Genomic DNA, 15,842 nt, shown 5'->3' on the forward strand with positions numbered 1-15,842 from the left:
CTTTACCGGATGAATTACTTCTTCAGGCCGTAATGCTCATCGAGCATGCCGGGGGCGTTCGGGGTTTTTGGCGCGTAGTCCAATGGCGGCTCAGTGCTGTGCGGCGGGGTGATGCGCTCGCGATGCGGTTGAGGGACATCAGAGTGCAGAGCGGCCAGCAGACGTTGGCGAGTTTGCTCGTCCAGGGCCAAACGGTTGGCGCCCTCGGCGAGGTGGTCTTGTACGTCCTGGTAGCTCTGAGTGAGTTTTTTCACCAGATTGGCGGTGCTGTTGAAGTGGGTAACCACTTCACTTTGATAACTGTCAAAACGTTTCTGAATGTCGTCCAGCTGACGCTGCGTGCTGTTAGGCGCGGCATTAGGCAGCAGACGCGCGATCAGAAAACCAATGGCGACACCTGCAACCAGGGCTAGAGTCGGCAATAACCAAATCAAGAGCGAGTGTTCCACGAGTCCTTCCTCTATAAACGGCTTTGCTTTACGTTAACGGCTCGGACCTGCGCTGTATACCGCGATGCACTCGCAAATATGCCAGACAGAATCTATCAGCTAGACGAGTCGACCCAGTTTGAGGTCACGGAGTTCCTTCTTGCTTACCCGCGAAACCCCTGTAGTAATTGATGGCCCTGTGGGCCAACTGGAAGCCTTGTACCTCGATTTGCCTGAGCCAAAAGGCCTGGCGCTACTGTGTCACCCCAACCCGGTTCAGGGTGGGACGATGATGAATAAAGTGGTTTCGACCCTGCAACGTACCGCTCGTGATGCTGGCCTGATTACATTGCGATTTAATTATCGCGGTACGGGAGCCAGCGAAGGCAGCCATGACATGGGCAGCGGTGAAGTCGACGATGCGCTGGCGGCTGCCCTCTGGTTGCGCGCCCGGCACCCGGAACTGCCGATCACCTTGCTCGGTTTTTCGTTTGGCGGTTTTGTGGCAGCCAGCCTGGGCGGTCGTCTTGAAGCCCGGGGCGAGAAACTGTCGCGCCTGTTCATGGTGGCCCCGGCGGTGATGCGTTTGCGCGCCGAAGACGATTTGCCCCAAGCCTGTGCGGTGACCGTAATTCAGCCCGAAACCGATGAAGTGATCGACCCGCAACTGGTCTATGACTGGTCAAACGCGCTGTCACGCCCCCATGAGCTGCTTAAAGTGGCAGAATGCGGGCACTTTTTTCACGGCAAGCTGCCTGAGCTCAAAGAGTTGGTAGCGCCACGCCTTTCGAATTGATTGCAGCCTGATAAGCGATTACCCATGACCACTCGTACCCGTATTCTCACCGGTATCACCACCACCGGCACGCCGCACCTGGGCAACTATGCCGGGGCTATTCGCCCTGCAATCGTGGCCAGCCTGGACAGTAATGCCGACTCGTTTTACTTCCTGGCGGACTACCATGCCCTGATCAAATGCGATGACCCGCAGCGCATTCAGCGCTCGCGTCAGGAAATCGCTGCGACCTGGCTGGCGGCAGGGCTGGATGTCGAGCGTGTGACCTTCTATCGCCAGTCAGATATCCCGGAAATCCCGGAGCTGACCTGGTTGCTGACCTGCGTAGCGTCCAAGGGCTTGCTCAACCGTGCTCACGCCTACAAGGCTTCGGTCGACAAGAACCTGGAAAACGGCGAGGACCCGGATGCGGGCATCACCATGGGGCTGTTCAGCTACCCGGTGCTGATGGCTGCAGACATCCTGATGTTCAACGCCAACAAGGTGCCGGTCGGTCGCGACCAGATCCAGCACGTTGAAATGGCCCGTGATATTGGCCAGCGCTTCAATCACCTGTTCGGCCATGGCAAAGATTTTTTCGCCATGCCGGAAGCGATAATTGAAGAAAGCGTTGCCACCTTGCCGGGTCTTGACGGGCGCAAGATGTCGAAAAGCTATGACAACACCATTCCGTTGTTCAGTAGCGCCAAAGACATGAAAAGCGCGATTTCGCGGATCGTCACCGATTCCCGTGCGCCGGGCGAAGCCAAGGACCCGGACAATTCGCACCTGTTCACTCTGTATCAAGCCTTCTCTACGCCTGAGCAGTGCGCAGAGTTCCGTGGCGAGTTGTTGCAGGGCCTGGGCTGGGGCGAAGCCAAAGAGCGTCTGTTCAAGCTGCTGGATGCCGACCTGGGCGAGTCCCGCGAGCGTTATCACGAACTGATGTCGCGCCCGTCCGATATGGAAGACATCCTTCTGGCCGGAGCCCAGAAAGCCCGCAAAATCGCGACCCCGTTTCTGGCGCAGTTGCGTGAAGCGGTTGGCCTGCGCTCGTTTGTCGGCGCTGCCCAGACGGCCACGACCAGCAAGAAGAAAGCCACCAAGGGCCCGCGCTTCGTCAGCTTCCGCGATGAAGACGGCAGCTTCCGTTTCCGCCTGCTGGCAGCCGATGGCGAGCAACTGCTGTTGTCGCGCAACTTTGCGGATGGCAAAACCGCAGGTCAGGTGAGCAAACAGCTGCAGGCGGGGGGCGTGCTTGATATTCGTCCTCAGGACCTGAGCTTCAGCGTCTGGCTGGATGACGGGTGCGTCGCCGACAGCCCGGCATTCGCCGATAGTGCGACCCGTGACGCGGCAATCGAAGCCTTGCGTGTGGCGCTGGTGCCTGCGCAGGATTAAAAAGTGCGGCGTTTCGACTCAGGGTTGATTGCCATTCCCAAGGGCCGTCGCTACAGTGGCGGCCCGTTTTTGTTGCCTTGCTAACGAATTATGACGCCTCTAGAACGATATCAAGCTGATCTGAAACGCCCGGACTTCTTCCACGATGCCGCGCAGGAAAACGCTGTGCGCCATCTGCAGCGTCTGTATGACGACCTGGTTGCCTCTTCGCAGAGCAAGCCGGGCCTGTTCGGCAAGCTGTTCGGCAAAAAAGAACAGGCTCCGGTCAAGGGGCTGTATTTCTGGGGCGGTGTGGGCCGGGGTAAAACTTACCTGGTCGATACGTTCTTTGATGCGCTGCCGTTCAAACAGAAGGTGCGTACCCACTTTCACCGTTTCATGAAGCGTGTGCATGAAGAAATGCGCACCCTCAATGGTGAAAAGAACCCGCTGACCATCATCGCCAGGCGGTTCGCCGATGAAGCGCGGGTGATCTGCTTTGACGAGTTTTTTGTATCGGACATTACCGATGCCATGATCCTCGGCACCCTGATGGAAGAGTTGTTCAAAAATGGCGTGACCCTGGTCGCGACCTCGAACATCGTGCCGGACGGTCTGTACAAGGACGGTCTGCAGCGGGCGCGCTTCCTGCCGGCGATTGCGCTGATCAAGCAGAACACCGATATCGTCAACGTCGACAGCGGCGTCGATTATCGTCTGCGCCACCTGGAGCAGGCCGAGCTTTACCATTTCCCGCTGGATGAGGCTTCCGAGAAGTGCCTGCGCGAGAGTTTTAAAGCGTTGACGCATAACTCTTCCAAGGTGATCGAGAATGACGATCTGGTTATCGAGAACCGGACCATTCGCGCGCTGCGTACCTGTGATGATGTGGCCTGGTTTGATTTCCGCGAGCTGTGCGATGGCCCGCGTAGCCAGAACGATTACATCGAACTGGGCAAGATTTTCAATGCGGTGATCATCAGCGGTGTGGAGCAGATGGACGTCAAGACTGACGACATCGCGCGACGCTTTATCAACATGGTCGATGAGTTCTATGACCGGGGCGTAAAGCTGATCATCTCGGCTGAAGTCGAGCTTAAAGATCTGTACAAGGGCGGGCGCCTGAACTTCGAGTTCCAGCGCACCCTGAGCCGCCTGCTTGAGATGCAGTCCCATGAATACCTGACACGGGCGCACAAGCCATAGTCGAACGCTGTATCAAAAAAGGCCTGCATTGCAGGCCTTTTTTATATCTCGCGATCCATGCAGGAGTCGGACTTGCAGCCACAGAGCGCCTGGTTGAAGGTCAGGCGGCCTGCTGGAACTGCTGGCGGTATTGATTGGGCGACAGTTCGGTGTGCTGCCTGAACAGCCGTGCAAAGAAGCTGGCGTCGTCGTAGCCCACGTCGTAGCTGATGGTCTTGATGCTCTTGCGGGAGGCCGAGAGCAGGCCCTTGGCGGTCTCTATGCGCAGGCGTTGCAGGTAGTGCAAGGGTTTGTCGCCTGTTGCCATCTGAAAGCGGCGCATAAAGTTGCGGATGCTCATGCCGTGTTCGCGGGCTACGTCTTCAAAGCGGAACTTGTCCGCAAAATGCTCTTCGAGCCAGTGCTGGATTTGCAGGATTATCACGTCCTGATGCAGCTTTTGCCCGCCAAAACCGATACGCCCGGGGGTGTAGTTGCGCTGCACTTCGTAGAGGATGTCGCGGGCCACGGCCTGGGCGATGTTGGCGCCGCAGAAGCGCTCGATCAGATAAATATAGAGGTCGCAGGCTGAGGTCGGGCCGCCGGTGCAGTAGAGGTTGTCGGCATCGGTCAGGTGTTTGTCCTGGTTCAGGTGCACCCGTGGGAAACGTTCGGCGAAGGTGCTGAAAAAACGCCAGTAGGTGGTGGCTTCCTTGCCGTCCAGCAGCCCGGCTTCGGCCAGCCAGAACGCGCCATTGGCTTCTGCGCAGAGAACGGCACCCCGGGCATGTTGTGCGCGTAGCCAGGGCAGGATCTGCGGGTAGCGTTGGCACAGAGTGTCAAAGTCGTCCCAGAAGGCCGGGAGGATGATGATGTCAGTGTCTTCCAGTGCGCCATCGACCGGCAGTACCACGTCGCTGAAGCTGGTGACAGGTTTGCCGTCGGGACTGACCAGTCGGGTTTCGAAGCTGGCGTTGAGGCCCTGGCCCAGTTGTTTGCCATGGCGCAGGCTGGCGAGGTGAAAGAAATCCTTGGCTTGCATCAGGGTCGAGGCAAATACCCGATCGATGGCCAAAATGCTGACGCGCCGCAGGGGCGTGGAGAGATGGTTAGACATGATTTGATTATTCTTATAGGTGAAATTGGTCAACTTACGGCTGGATCGTCTTATTTTTTATCCTGTATGTCTAGGGGGAAGGGGTAGAGGCCAATTCCGTAGCAGCCAAAGGCTGCTACGGAAGCGGGACAGCTAGGGTGCCGGGTTCGGCTGGTCCCTGTGGATGGCTTCAATGCCGGCGAGGACTTCATCCGACAGTTTCAGGTCGAAGCTGCCAATGTTGCTGGCAAGTTGCTCCATCGTCGTCGCGCCGATGATGTTGCTGGTGACGAAGGGCTGTTGCGTGACATAGGCCAGCGCCATTTGCGCCGGGTCCAGGCCGTGTTCGCGAGCCAGGGCCACGTAACGTTCGCTGGCAGCCACTGCCTGCGGGTTTGAATAGCGCGAGAAGCGGCTGTAGAGGGTCAGGCGGCCTTTTGCAGGTTGGGCGCCGCCGTTGTACTTGCCAGAGAGCATGCCGAACGCCAGGGGCGAATAGGCGAGCAGGCCGCATTGTTCGCGAATGGCAATTTCAGCCAGGCCGACTTCAAAACTGCGGTTAAGCAGGTTGTAGGGGTTCTGGATCGAAACGGCGCGCGGCCAGCCACGGCTTTCAGCCAGTTGCAGGAATTTCATGGTGGCCCAGGGTGTTTCGTTGGACAGGCCGATATGGCGAATTTTGCCGGCCCTGACTTGTTCGTCCAGGGCTTCGAGGGTTTCTTCGAGGGGGGTAAAGTCTTCATCGGCGTTGTGCTTGTAGCCCAGTTGCCCGAAAAAGTTGGTACTGCGCTCTGGCCAGTGCAGCTGGTAGAGGTCGATCCAGTCGGTTTGCAGGCGTTCAAGGCTGGCATCCAGTGCCTGGACGATATGATTGCGGTTGTGTTTGAGCTGGCCGTCGCGAATGTAGTCGATGCCATTGCCGGGGCCGGCGATCTTGCTGGCCAGGATCCAGTCGGCCCGATCACCCCGGCTTTTGAACCAGTTGCCGATGTAACGCTCGGTGCTGGCGTAGGTTTCTGCTTTGGGTGGCACCGGATACATTTCGGCGGTGTCGATGAAATTGATCCCGGCGTTTTTCGCGTAATCGATTTGTGCGAAGGCTTCATCCTGGGTGTTTTGCTCGCCCCAGGTCATGGTTCCGAGGGCAATGGCGCTGACTTGCAGATTGGTGCGGCCTAGCTGGCGATAGTCCATCAGTGACTCCTTCGGGTAAAGAATCATAAAAGCAGGTTGTATTTTTTTTCGCAATCTGGATAATTGCCGACCTCTTTCTGCGGTGGAAGTGATGCGCCGCCTGCCGAAGAATCTTGCCGTTGAACGGACGCGCTGACCCGAGCCCCCGATAGCGTCTGTATCCGGCTGCCTTTGACTTGTCAAAGTACGCACTATTCAGTAAGATCCGCCGTCTAATTTACAGGGCGGCCCCTGAGGCTATAAAGAATGAAAACTTTTACTGCTAAACCGGAAACAGTTACGCGCGACTGGTTTGTCGTCGACGCTGCTGGCCAGACACTGGGTCGTCTGGCCACCGAAATCGCGAGCCGTCTGCGTGGCAAGCACAAGCCTGAATACACTCCGCACGTTGACACCGGTGACTACATCGTTGTTATCAATGCCGAGCAGATTCGTGTCACTGGTGCTAAAACCACTGACAAAATGTACTACTCTCACTCCGGTTTCCCGGGCGGGATTAAGTCGATCAACTTCGAAAAGCTGATCGCCAAAGCTCCTGAACGCGTGATCGAGACCGCGGTTAAAGGCATGCTGCCTAAAAACCCGCTGGGTCGCGACATGTACCGTAAGCTGAAAGTATATGCGGGCGCTGCTCACCCTCATACTGCTCAGCAGCCCCAAGAACTGAAGTTTTAACGGAATAGTTCATTATGTCGGCGACTCAAAACTACGGCACTGGCCGTCGTAAAACCGCAACTGCACGCGTTTTCCTGCGTCCAGGTACCGGTAACATCTCGATCAACAACCGCACTCTGGAGAATTTCTTCGGTCGCGAAACTGCCCGCATGGTAGTTCGTCAGCCGTTGGAACTGACTGAGACTGTCGAGAAATTCGATATCTACGTCACCGTGATCGGTGGTGGTGTAAGTGGTCAGGCTGGCGCAATCCGCCACGGTATCACTCGCGCACTGATGCAGTACGACGAAACTCTGCGTGGCGCTCTGCGCAAAGCAGGCTTCGTAACTCGCGATGCTCGTGAAGTTGAACGTAAGAAAGTCGGTCTGCGTAAAGCGCGTAAGCGTCCGCAGTACTCGAAGCGTTAATTCGCAGCTTCGTTCAAAAAAGCCCAGTCTCCTTAGGAGCTGGGCTTTTTTTATGGGTGATGAATTGTTGGTGTGACAACTTGCCACATTCAGCAAATGCCTATACTACAAGGCCTGTAGCCGACCCAGAGCGGTAATTACCTTGTCAGAGTAGGGGCTTTTCATTACCATTCTGCAAAATTTTTATAAGTTCAGATTTTTACTTAGTAGATGCCTGATTTAACAGGCCACAAAGCTGATGGGAGAGGACTGAATGAGCAATGACGGCGTAAATGTCGGCCGGCGTCGCTTCCTCGTAGCAGCCACATCCGTGGTGGGTGCTGCAGGAGCGGTGGGGGCGGCGGTCCCGTTCGTGGGGTCGTGGTTTCCCAGTGCCAAGGCGAAAGCCGCAGGCGCACCGGTGAAAGTGAATATTGCAAAGATTGAGCCAGGGCAGCAGATGATTGCTGAATGGCGTGGTCAGCCAGTATTCATTGTCCGCCGCACTGAGGAGATCCTGGCAAATCTCAAGAAGATTGAAGGGCAGCTCGCTGATCCCGAATCCAATCAATCCGATCAACCTGAAAACTCAAAAAACGAGTGGCGATCCATCAAGCCAGAAGTTTTGGTGTTGATCGGAATTTGCACTCACTTGGGTTGTTCGCCGACTTTCCGCCCCGAGGTCGCTCCTGCTGACCTGGGCAAGGATTGGGTAGGGGGTTATTTCTGCCCTTGCCATGGTTCCCACTATGACCTGGCCGGCCGCGTCTACAAGTCGCAACCTGCTCCATTGAACCTGCCAGTACCGCCTTACTACTATGTTGAGGGCAGTGACAATGTGATTGTCGTTGGCCTTGAAGGGGAGAGCGCGTAATGAGCAAGTTCATGGACTGGATTGATGCCCGCTTCCCCGCGACTAAAATGTGGGAAGACCATCTCAGCAAGTACTACGCCCCGAAGAACTTCAACTTCTTCTATTTCTTCGGTTCTCTCGCATTGCTCGTTCTGGTTAATCAGATTGTCACCGGTGTGTGGCTGACCATGAGCTACACGCCGTCGGCAGAAGAAGCTTTTGCTTCTGTCGAATACATCATGCGTGACGTCGAATACGGTTCCATCCTGCGCTATCTGCACTCAACGGGTGCGTCGGCGTTCTTTGTGGTGGTCTACCTGCACATGTTCCGTGGCCTGCTCTACGGCTCCTATCAGAAGCCGCGTGAGCTGGTCTGGCTGTTCGGTATGATGATCTATCTGGCCCTGATGGCAGAGGCCTTCATGGGCTATCTGTTGCCTTGGGGGCAGATGTCCTACTGGGGTGCCCAGGTGATCATCTCGCTGTTCGGTGCGATTCCGGTTATCGGTAACGACCTGACACAGTGGATTCGCGGTGACTACCTGATCTCCGGCATTACCCTGAACCGCTTCTTTGCCTTGCACGTTGTGGCCTTGCCTATCGTGATTCTGGGCCTGGTGGTGCTGCACGTTCTGGCCTTGCATGAAGTCGGCTCGAACAACCCTGACGGCGTGGACATCAAAAAGCATAAAGACGAAAACGGCGTACCGCTGGATGGCATTCCCTTCCATCCGTACTACACCGTGAAGGATATCGTCGGCGTAGTGGTGTTCCTGTTTATCTTCTGTTCGATTGTGTTCTTCTTCCCGGAAATGGGCGGCTACTTCCTGGAAAAACCGAACTTTGAACAGGCTAACGCCTTTAAAACGCCGGAGCACATTGCGCCTGTCTGGTACTTCACGCCGTTCTACGCGATCTTGCGTGCAATTCCGGACAAGCTGCTTGGCGTCATCGCCATGGGGGCTGCGATTGCCATGCTGTTCGTATTGCCATGGCTTGACCGTAGCCCGGTCAAATCCATGCGCTACAAGGGCTGGCTGAGCAAAATCTGGCTCTGGGTGTTTTGCATCTCGTTCGTGATTCTGGGCGTGCTGGGTGTATTGGCGCCGACCCCGGGTCGTACGTTGCTGTCGCAGGTCTGTACGTTCCTGTACTTCGCCTACTTCATTCTGATGCCGTTCTACACCAGGCTTGAGAAGACCAAACCGGTTCCGGAAAGGGTGACTGGCTGATGAAAAAGCTATTTGCTGTATTGATGCTTGCGGTGATGCCTGTGCTGTCCTTTGCGGCGGAGCAGGGCGTTCAGCTCGACAAGGTCGACATCGATGTTTCTGACAAGGCAGCCATGCAGGACGGCGCACGTACGTTCGCCAACTACTGCATGGGTTGTCACAGTGCCAAGTTCCAGCGTTACGAGCGTGTAGCCGATGACCTGGGGATTCCCCATGAGCTCATGCTCGAGAATCTGGTGTTCACCGGGGCCAAAATCGGCGACCACATGAACATCGGCATGCAGCCGGAAGACGCCAAGGCCTGGTTCGGTGCTGCACCGCCAGACTTGACCCTGGTGGCGCGTGTGCGTGGTACTGACTGGCTGTATAGCTACCTGCGGTCTTTCTATGAAGACCCGTCACGGCCATGGGGTGTAAACAACAAAGTCTTCCCGAATGTGGGAATGCCGAACGTTCTGGCACCGTTGCAAGGTCGTCAGGTGGTAGGCTGCAAGCAAGTTCAGATCGTCGAAGACGGCAAGAAGCAGTATGATCCGCTCACTGGCACGCCTTTGACACATGAAGCATGCGACCAGCTGACAGTTTTGCCTAAAACCGGCACGCTGACTGAAGAGCAGTTCGATGAGAAGATCAAGAACCTTGTGACCTTCCTGGCCTATTCGGCCAACCCGGTGAAGCTGGAGCATCAGCGCATCGGTACCTACGTACTGCTCTATCTGGCCTTCTTCTTCGTATTCGCTTATCTGCTCAAGCGCGAATACTGGAAAGATGTGCACTGATATCGTTACACGCATCGCTGTTAATCGTGCGCGCCCGAGGGTGTCTCTGAAAAGGTAACAGTGCAGGATGAGTGGCGGGCAAGGTCGCAAGGCCTTGCCCGCCCGGGTTCTGCGGTTGCCGGAGACGTTCCTTGGGCGCGTTCGTTTTTCCGCTCCTGATAATTTCAACAAGCGAGGAGGACCGCCATGGGCGTGACCAATCGGTTGGCCTGTTACTCCGACCCCGCCGACCACTATTCCCATCGAGTACGTATCGTGCTCGCCGAGAAAGGTGTCAGCGCCGAGATCATCAGTGTGGAGGCGGGCCGTCAGCCGCCGAAGCTGATCGAAGTGAACCCCTACGGCAGCCTGCCAACCCTGGTCGATCGTGACCTGGCGTTGTGGGAGTCGACTGTGGTGATGGAATATCTGGATGAGCGTTATCCGCATCCGCCGCTGTTGCCGGTTTATCCGGTGGCGCGGGCCAATAGCCGTCTGCTGATTCATCGCATCCAGCGCGACTGGTGTGTGCTGGTGGACCTGATTCTCGATTCGCGTACCAAGGAGCCGGCTCGGGTCCAGGCGCGTAAAGAGCTGCGTGAGAGTCTGACAGGCGTGTCTGCATTGTTTGCAGACAAACCTTTTTTCCTCAGTACAGAGCTAAGTCTGGTCGACTGCTGTCTATTGCCGATACTCTGGCGCTTGCCCATTTTGGGTATTGAATTGCCGCGGCCGGCCAAGCCGCTGCTTGACTATATGGAGCGCCAGTTTGCGCGTGAGACCTTCCGGGCAAGTTTGTCTGGTGTCGAACGCGACATGCGCTAAGGCTTTAGGAGCCCTTGATGAATTCAAGTCGACCTTATCTGGTGCGTGCGCTCTATGAGTGGATTGTTGATAACGATTGCACTCCGCACATGCTGGTTAACTCTGACTACCCGAAGGTGCAAGTGCCCCAGGGTTTTGCCAGTGACGGGCAGATTGTCCTGAATGTTTCGCCAACCGCCGTGCGTCAATTGCACATGGACAACGAAGCAGTGAGCTTTGAAGGGCGTTTTGGTGGTGTGCCGCACACGTTGTACGTGCCTATTGCGGCCATTCTGGGGGTTTACGCCCGTGAGAATGGTCAGGGTATGGTGTTTGACCTGGAAGAGCCTATGGACGGCGATGACGAGGTTGAGCCGGATGACGATGGGCCGCCGCCAGGTACTGAGCCGCCAAGACCTACGGGTCGGCCTAGCCTGAAAGTGGTCAAGTAACAAAAAAAGGCGACCTGCAAGGGTCGCCTTTTTTGTGTCCGGGCTGCAGGAGCGAGCTTGTCAGTCGATGTACTCAAACAGCTTCACGATTTTCTGTACGCCGGAAACACTTTGCACCAGATTGGTTGCGCGGGTGGCTTCCTGTTTGGTCACCAGGCCCAGCATGTAGACAATGCCGTTCTCGGTAACGATTTTGATCCGTGAGCCCGGGATCTGGCTGTCGGTCAGCATCTGGGTCTTGATCTTGGTGGTCAGCCAGGCGTCGTTGTTGCGGGCGAGGATCGAGGACGGAGCCATGACCTGCAACTCATTGTTGACCTTCTTCACCCGTTGAACCGCGGCGGCAGCCTGCTCGGCCTGGGCCTTGAGCTCGGCGCGGGGAGTCTGGCCGGCCAGCAATACGATGCCGTTGTAGCTGGTGACGACGATATGCGAGCCGGTGTCCAGGTCAGGGCTGGCTTTGGCCACGTTCACGGCGACCTTGGTTTCAATCAGCGAGTCATCGATCTTGCTGCCGAAAGTGCGGGTGCCGCGATCATCTTCAATAGGCGTATCGCGGGTAGCTGTCAGCACCGAGCTGCAGCCGGCAGTCAGGCCCAGGCACAGAGTCAGTGCCACAAGGCTAAGGCGTTTAAAGGTCATTCTTCACTCCCGAACAGTTGGCTGTCGATCAGGTCGCACAAGCAGTGGATCGCCAGCAGATGGACTTCTTGAATACGTGCAGTGACATTGGACGGGACGCGAATCTCCACGTCCTCGGGCAGCAGCAGCGAGGCCATGCCGCCGCCGTCGCGGCCGGTCATGGCAACCACGATCATTTCGCGGTCGTGGGCCGCCTGGATTGCCTGGATGATGTTGGCCGAGTTGCCGCTGGTGGAAATGGCCAGCAATACATCCCCGGGCTGGCCAAGGGCGCGGATCTGCTTGGAGAAAATCTCGTTGAAGCTGTAGTCATTGGCGATCGAGGTGATCGTCGAGGTGTCGGTGGTGAGTGCAATGGCGGGCAAGCTGGGGCGCTCGCGCTCAAAGCGATTGAGCAGCTCGGATGAAAAGTGCTGGGCATCGCCTGCCGAGCCACCGTTACCGCACGAAAGCATTTTTCCTTCATTGAGCAGGGCATTGACCATCACTTGGCTGGCTTGCTCGATGTGGGGTGCAAGAACGTCCATCGCCTGCTGCTTGGTGTCGATGCTGGCCTGAAAAAGCTGGCGAATCCGGGATTGCATGTCCATCTATGTGACCTTAAGTAGGGCGGCTGGTCGAGCGTGATCCAGGTGTTCCTGGGTGACTTCCCGGCACAAGAATGTGCAGCCCGCAAAGCAAAGCAAAATCGTTTAATAAAAGGGTGCTGGAATCGGCCTGACAGCGGGTCAGCTGTCAAAGGCATTCCGTAGCCAGTTCAAGTGAGGTGTTGCGCTGTCCATTGTTACGACATCAAAGCGGCAGGGATGATTGGCCCAGCGCGACTCGCGTTGCAAAAAGTACTGAGCTGCAAGTATCAGCTTTTGCTGCTTGCGTGCGTCAATGCTGGCCAGTGCGCCACCCCATTGCGCGTGTTGCCGGTAACGAACTTCGACGAATACTACTGTATCGCCGTCAAGCATGACCAGATCCAGCTCGCCGCGCTTGCAAAGCCAGTTCTGTGCCAGCAAGCGTAAACCCTGTTGCTCAAGATGCCGCAGCGCCAGGCGCTCGGCATCCTTGCCTGTTTGCAGGCTTGAGCGCTCGGGCATCAGTTGGGAGTATCGGGCAGGCGTTGAATCTGGCCATTAACGAACTCGGCCCACGGCAGCTGACGCTCGACATGTTGTGTCGGGCTCATGCTGAGGCTGCCCGACAAGCCGTCGATCCGGCTGTCTGGCAGAGCCTTGAGCTGGCCCAGGCGCGATGCCAGGGTGTAAGCGTCAACGCCCATGGCGTACAGGCGGCCCATGCTGCTTGAAGCCTGTGGCCATTGTGCAGCCACTTGCTGGCGTAGCGGGTTGCCGGGCTCCAGCAGCCATGGGGTCTCGCAGAAGCGCACGCCATTCATGTCTTTGTACTGGTCCTGATTGCCGCTGGCACTGAAGACGTGGGACGTGGCGTAAACCGGCAGATCGCCTGCGTATTGGTAGTTCAGGGTCGGCTTGATCTGCTGGGCTTGCTGGGGCGTGGCGGCGAGGAACAGGAACTGCAGCGGCTCGGCGGCGTTTTTACGCAGTTGCACCAGATCGCCGACCTGCTGGGCCAGGGCTACGGGTTTGTCGATGTACTCGATACCCACGATGGAGCCGCCGTGGGCGACCCATTCCTGACGGAATGCATTGAGTACGCGCTCGCCCCATTCGCCTTTCGGAACCATGGCGCCGGCGTGGGTCAGGCCGTCGGCGCGTGCGCGGCGAGCCACTTCACGGGCTTCGTCTTCAGCGGCGAGGCCAAACTGAAACAGTTGGGCCGGGCCATGTGCGCTTTCGCTGTAATTGAGGGCCAGTGTAGTGATGGGCAGCTGCGGGCGAGCACTCAGCTGCTTGACCAGTGATTTCTCCAGCGGGCCGATCACCAGTTGCACGCCATCGGCTTGTGCCTTGTTGTAGAAGTCGTCCAGGGATACCAGGCGCGAGCTGTCATAAAACTGGATGCTTGGCGGGTTTTGCCCGGCCTGCTGAGCTTGATAGTGAGCAGCCATGAAGCCGTCGCGCAATGCCTTGCTCACAGAGGCCAGCTGGCCGTCCTGAGGCAGTAGCAGGGCGATTTTGGTCAAAGGCTGGCTGGCCAGCTCCTTGAGCTTGATCAGTGGAGCGGGTAGCTGGATGGCAGCGGGGTGATTCGGGTTTTGCGCACGCCATTGGTCTATGGCGTTTTGCTGGTCCTGAACGGTGCCGGCGCTCTTCACGGCCAGGGCCAGGGACATCCATCCGCCCAGAACATCGTTGCTTTGTGCCTGCAGTTGCTCCACTGGCAATGCGGCAACCAATGTCCAGATGGCGTCATTGTTGCTGTTGGCAGCATCGCCGGTCAGGATCGGGCTCATCGCTACACGTTCGCGTGCTGCGGCCAGTGTTTGCCCGTCTGCTTCAAGGGCACGGGCGTGCACGGTATGGGTGCGTACTTGCAAATCGTTCGGTAGCTCGCCGATGCGCGACACGCTTGGATGATTCAGGGCGGCCACGGCAGCCTTGGGATCATTGCGCTTCATTGCCAGTTCGGCTGTCAGCGTGCTGGCAAAGACTTGCTGTGCTGGCTTGAGCTGATCCAGCGGGACCTGGGCCAAAATCTGCGCGGCGCGCTGATCATTGTTCTGGCCCATGGCCAGATCAGCCGCGGACAGGCGCAGCAAGGCGGCCTTCTCCGGATTTTTGGTTTCGGAGGCCTGCTGCAGCAACTGCTCAAGGCTGGCATCCGGGGTTCGGGGGAGTTCGCCAAGGCTGGACGAGGGCGAGCTGGCGCAAGCCGCCAACAGGGCAGCAAGGCAGAGGGCAGTGAACAGCCGCAGGCAAGCGATCATGTAGTGTTCCTGTTACTCGAACAAAAGAGCGGGAATTGTACCCAAGCACTGGCCGGGGCGCGATGTTACAGGCGATAAAGCCTGAATTTAGATGAGTTCTGCGGGTTGTGGCGGTGAAATTTTTGCGAATAAGCACTCTGCAGTCTGACTGGAAGGTGCGTTCAGGAGGGGTCTACGCGCTACAATGGCGCCTTTAACTCTCATGAGGTGTGCGTTTTGACTGCTCCAGGTGCTATGAATTCCGTTGTCGGGTCGCTTTATGTGGTGGCGACGCCCATCGGGAACCTGGACGACATCAGTGCGCGTGCGCTCAAAGTGCTGCGTGACGTGTCGCTGATTGCGGCCGAAGACACGCGTCACTCCCTGCGTTTGATGCAGCATTTTGGCATCACCACTCCCTTGGGTGCCTGTCACGAACATAACGAACGTGATGAGGGTAGTCGCTTTATTCAGCGCTTGCTGGCTGGCGAAGATGTCGCCCTGATCTCCGATGCCGGGACGCCGTTGATCTCCGATCCGGGGTATCACCTGGTACGCCAGGCACGCGCGGCCGGGGTCAAGGTGGTGCCTGTGCCGGGTGCCTGCGCCCTGATTGCGGCGTTGTCAGCTGCAGGCTTGCCTTCCGACCGATTTATCTTCGAGGGATTTCTTCCGGCTAAGGCTGTTGGGCGCCGTACGCGCCTTGAGTTGCTGAAGGAAGAGCCGCGCACTCTGATTTTTTACGAGGCACCACATCGTATCCTTGAGTGCCTGCAAGATCTGGAGCTGGTATTTGGTCCGGACCGCCCGGCGTTGCTGGCGCGGGAACTGACCAAGACCTTCGAAACCCTCAAGGGTTTGCCATTGTCCGAGTTGCGCGCCTTTGTCGAGGGCGACAGTAACCAGCAGCGTGGCGAGTGCGTGGTGCTGGTTGCAGGGTGGACTGCGCCTGAAACAGACGAAGCAGTCAGCAGTGAAGCGATGCGCATTCTCGACTTGCTGCTAAAAGAAATGCCGCTAAAACGCGCGGCCGCACTTGCAGCTGAAATAACCGGCGAGCGAAAGAATGTGTTGTATCAAGTGGCGCTGGAAAAACAAAAAGTTGATTAAGGCCTCTGTTTAAGTAGTGGCCTTTTGCTATTTTTTTGTTGTCCGGGCTGG

18 protein-coding genes are annotated in these 15,842 nt (G+C 57.2%); 11 read left to right on the forward strand and 7 right to left on the reverse strand.

Annotated elements, in window-relative coordinates:
- Positions 1-14 precede the first annotated feature (14 nt).
- On the reverse strand, positions 15-449 hold the full coding sequence (locus tag FEZ21_RS07415) for a YhcB family protein (RefSeq protein WP_003443705.1): 435 nt from the start codon (positions 447-449) through the stop codon (positions 15-17).
- 139 nt (positions 450-588) lie between these two features.
- Between FEZ21_RS07415 and FEZ21_RS07420 the strand changes: the two genes are divergently transcribed.
- From FEZ21_RS07420 to zapE, 3 genes are all read left to right on the forward strand, one after another.
- Positions 589-1,224, forward strand: a complete 636-nt coding sequence (locus FEZ21_RS07420; RefSeq protein WP_003443703.1) for an alpha/beta hydrolase — start codon at positions 589-591, stop codon at positions 1,222-1,224.
- Between the two features lie 24 nt (positions 1,225-1,248).
- Positions 1,249-2,604 carry a tryptophan--tRNA ligase gene (locus tag FEZ21_RS07425; RefSeq protein ID WP_160626777.1) on the forward strand — a complete coding sequence of 452 codons (1,356 nt, stop codon included), beginning with the start codon at positions 1,249-1,251 and terminating at the stop codon, positions 2,602-2,604.
- Between the two features lie 90 nt (positions 2,605-2,694).
- Complete coding sequence (gene zapE, locus FEZ21_RS07430; RefSeq protein WP_003443696.1) at positions 2,695-3,789, forward strand: cell division protein ZapE; 1,095 nt, start codon at positions 2,695-2,697, stop codon at positions 3,787-3,789.
- A 100-nt stretch (positions 3,790-3,889) separates the two neighbouring features.
- Here zapE and FEZ21_RS07435 read toward each other — a convergent pair whose 3' ends face one another.
- Both FEZ21_RS07435 and FEZ21_RS07440 read right to left on the reverse strand, forming a co-directional pair.
- Positions 3,890-4,810, reverse strand: coding sequence for a GlxA family transcriptional regulator (locus FEZ21_RS07435; protein WP_177412996.1), 921 nt, complete (start codon positions 4,808-4,810; stop codon positions 3,890-3,892).
- Positions 4,811-5,017: 207 nt separating this feature from the next.
- On the reverse strand, positions 5,018-6,058 hold the full coding sequence (locus tag FEZ21_RS07440; RefSeq protein ID WP_003443685.1) for an NADP(H)-dependent aldo-keto reductase: 1,041 nt from the start codon (positions 6,056-6,058) through the stop codon (positions 5,018-5,020).
- A 246-nt stretch (positions 6,059-6,304) separates the two neighbouring features.
- Between FEZ21_RS07440 and rplM the strand changes: the two genes are divergently transcribed.
- The 7 genes from rplM to FEZ21_RS07475 all read left to right on the forward strand — a co-directional run bounded on the left by rplM (position 6,305) and on the right by FEZ21_RS07475 (position 11,218).
- Complete coding sequence (rplM, locus tag FEZ21_RS07445; RefSeq protein WP_003443674.1) at positions 6,305-6,733, forward strand: 50S ribosomal protein L13; 429 nt, start codon at positions 6,305-6,307, stop codon at positions 6,731-6,733.
- Between the two features lie 14 nt (positions 6,734-6,747).
- Positions 6,748-7,140, forward strand: coding sequence for a 30S ribosomal protein S9 (gene rpsI / locus FEZ21_RS07450; RefSeq protein WP_003216038.1), 393 nt, complete (start codon positions 6,748-6,750; stop codon positions 7,138-7,140).
- A gap of 253 nt (positions 7,141-7,393) precedes the next feature.
- The gene (gene petA / locus FEZ21_RS07455; protein WP_003443673.1) at positions 7,394-7,993 is read left to right on the forward strand and encodes a ubiquinol-cytochrome c reductase iron-sulfur subunit; all 600 of its coding nucleotides are present in this window, start codon (positions 7,394-7,396) and stop codon (positions 7,991-7,993) included.
- Positions 7,993-9,204 carry a cytochrome bc complex cytochrome b subunit gene (locus tag FEZ21_RS07460; RefSeq protein WP_003443672.1) on the forward strand — a complete coding sequence of 404 codons (1,212 nt, stop codon included), beginning with the start codon at positions 7,993-7,995 and terminating at the stop codon, positions 9,202-9,204. Before petA ends, FEZ21_RS07460 begins: the two co-directional genes overlap by 1 nt.
- Positions 9,204-9,983, forward strand: a complete 780-nt coding sequence (locus tag FEZ21_RS07465; RefSeq protein ID WP_003443669.1) for a cytochrome c1 — start codon at positions 9,204-9,206, stop codon at positions 9,981-9,983. Before FEZ21_RS07460 ends, FEZ21_RS07465 begins: the two co-directional genes overlap by 1 nt.
- Before the next feature lie 186 nt (positions 9,984-10,169).
- Complete coding sequence (locus tag FEZ21_RS07470) at positions 10,170-10,787, forward strand: glutathione S-transferase N-terminal domain-containing protein (RefSeq protein ID WP_010655575.1); 618 nt, start codon at positions 10,170-10,172, stop codon at positions 10,785-10,787.
- A gap of 17 nt (positions 10,788-10,804) precedes the next feature.
- Positions 10,805-11,218 carry a ClpXP protease specificity-enhancing factor gene (locus FEZ21_RS07475; RefSeq protein WP_003443662.1) on the forward strand — a complete coding sequence of 138 codons (414 nt, stop codon included), beginning with the start codon at positions 10,805-10,807 and terminating at the stop codon, positions 11,216-11,218.
- A 60-nt stretch (positions 11,219-11,278) separates the two neighbouring features.
- Here the strand turns inward: FEZ21_RS07475 and FEZ21_RS07480 are convergent, their stop codons facing one another.
- From FEZ21_RS07480 to FEZ21_RS07495, 4 genes are all read right to left on the reverse strand, one after another.
- The gene (locus FEZ21_RS07480) at positions 11,279-11,860 is read right to left on the reverse strand and encodes a BON domain-containing protein (protein ID WP_003443659.1); all 582 of its coding nucleotides are present in this window, start codon (positions 11,858-11,860) and stop codon (positions 11,279-11,281) included.
- Positions 11,857-12,450: a phosphoheptose isomerase gene (locus FEZ21_RS07485; RefSeq protein ID WP_029612203.1), complete on the reverse strand. Its 594-nt coding sequence runs from the start codon at positions 12,448-12,450 to the stop codon at positions 11,857-11,859. The genes FEZ21_RS07480 and FEZ21_RS07485 overlap by 4 nt, the downstream gene beginning before the upstream one ends.
- Before the next feature lie 138 nt (positions 12,451-12,588).
- Complete coding sequence (locus tag FEZ21_RS07490) at positions 12,589-12,951, reverse strand: YraN family protein (RefSeq protein ID WP_127196795.1); 363 nt, start codon at positions 12,949-12,951, stop codon at positions 12,589-12,591.
- A complete protein-coding gene (locus FEZ21_RS07495; RefSeq protein ID WP_003443655.1) occupies positions 12,951-14,702 on the reverse strand; it encodes a penicillin-binding protein activator in 1,752 nt (583 codons plus the stop codon). The genes FEZ21_RS07490 and FEZ21_RS07495 overlap by 1 nt, the downstream gene beginning before the upstream one ends.
- A gap of 234 nt (positions 14,703-14,936) precedes the next feature.
- Between FEZ21_RS07495 and rsmI the strand changes: the two genes are divergently transcribed.
- Positions 14,937-15,791 carry a 16S rRNA (cytidine(1402)-2'-O)-methyltransferase gene (rsmI, locus tag FEZ21_RS07500; RefSeq protein WP_003443648.1) on the forward strand — a complete coding sequence of 285 codons (855 nt, stop codon included), beginning with the start codon at positions 14,937-14,939 and terminating at the stop codon, positions 15,789-15,791.
- The last annotated feature ends 51 nt before the right edge of the window (positions 15,792-15,842 follow it).

It is taken from the genome of Pseudomonas sp. 9.1(2019), from assembly GCF_009910445.1.
Taxonomy (GTDB): domain Bacteria; phylum Pseudomonadota; class Gammaproteobacteria; order Pseudomonadales; family Pseudomonadaceae; genus Aquipseudomonas; species Aquipseudomonas paraversuta.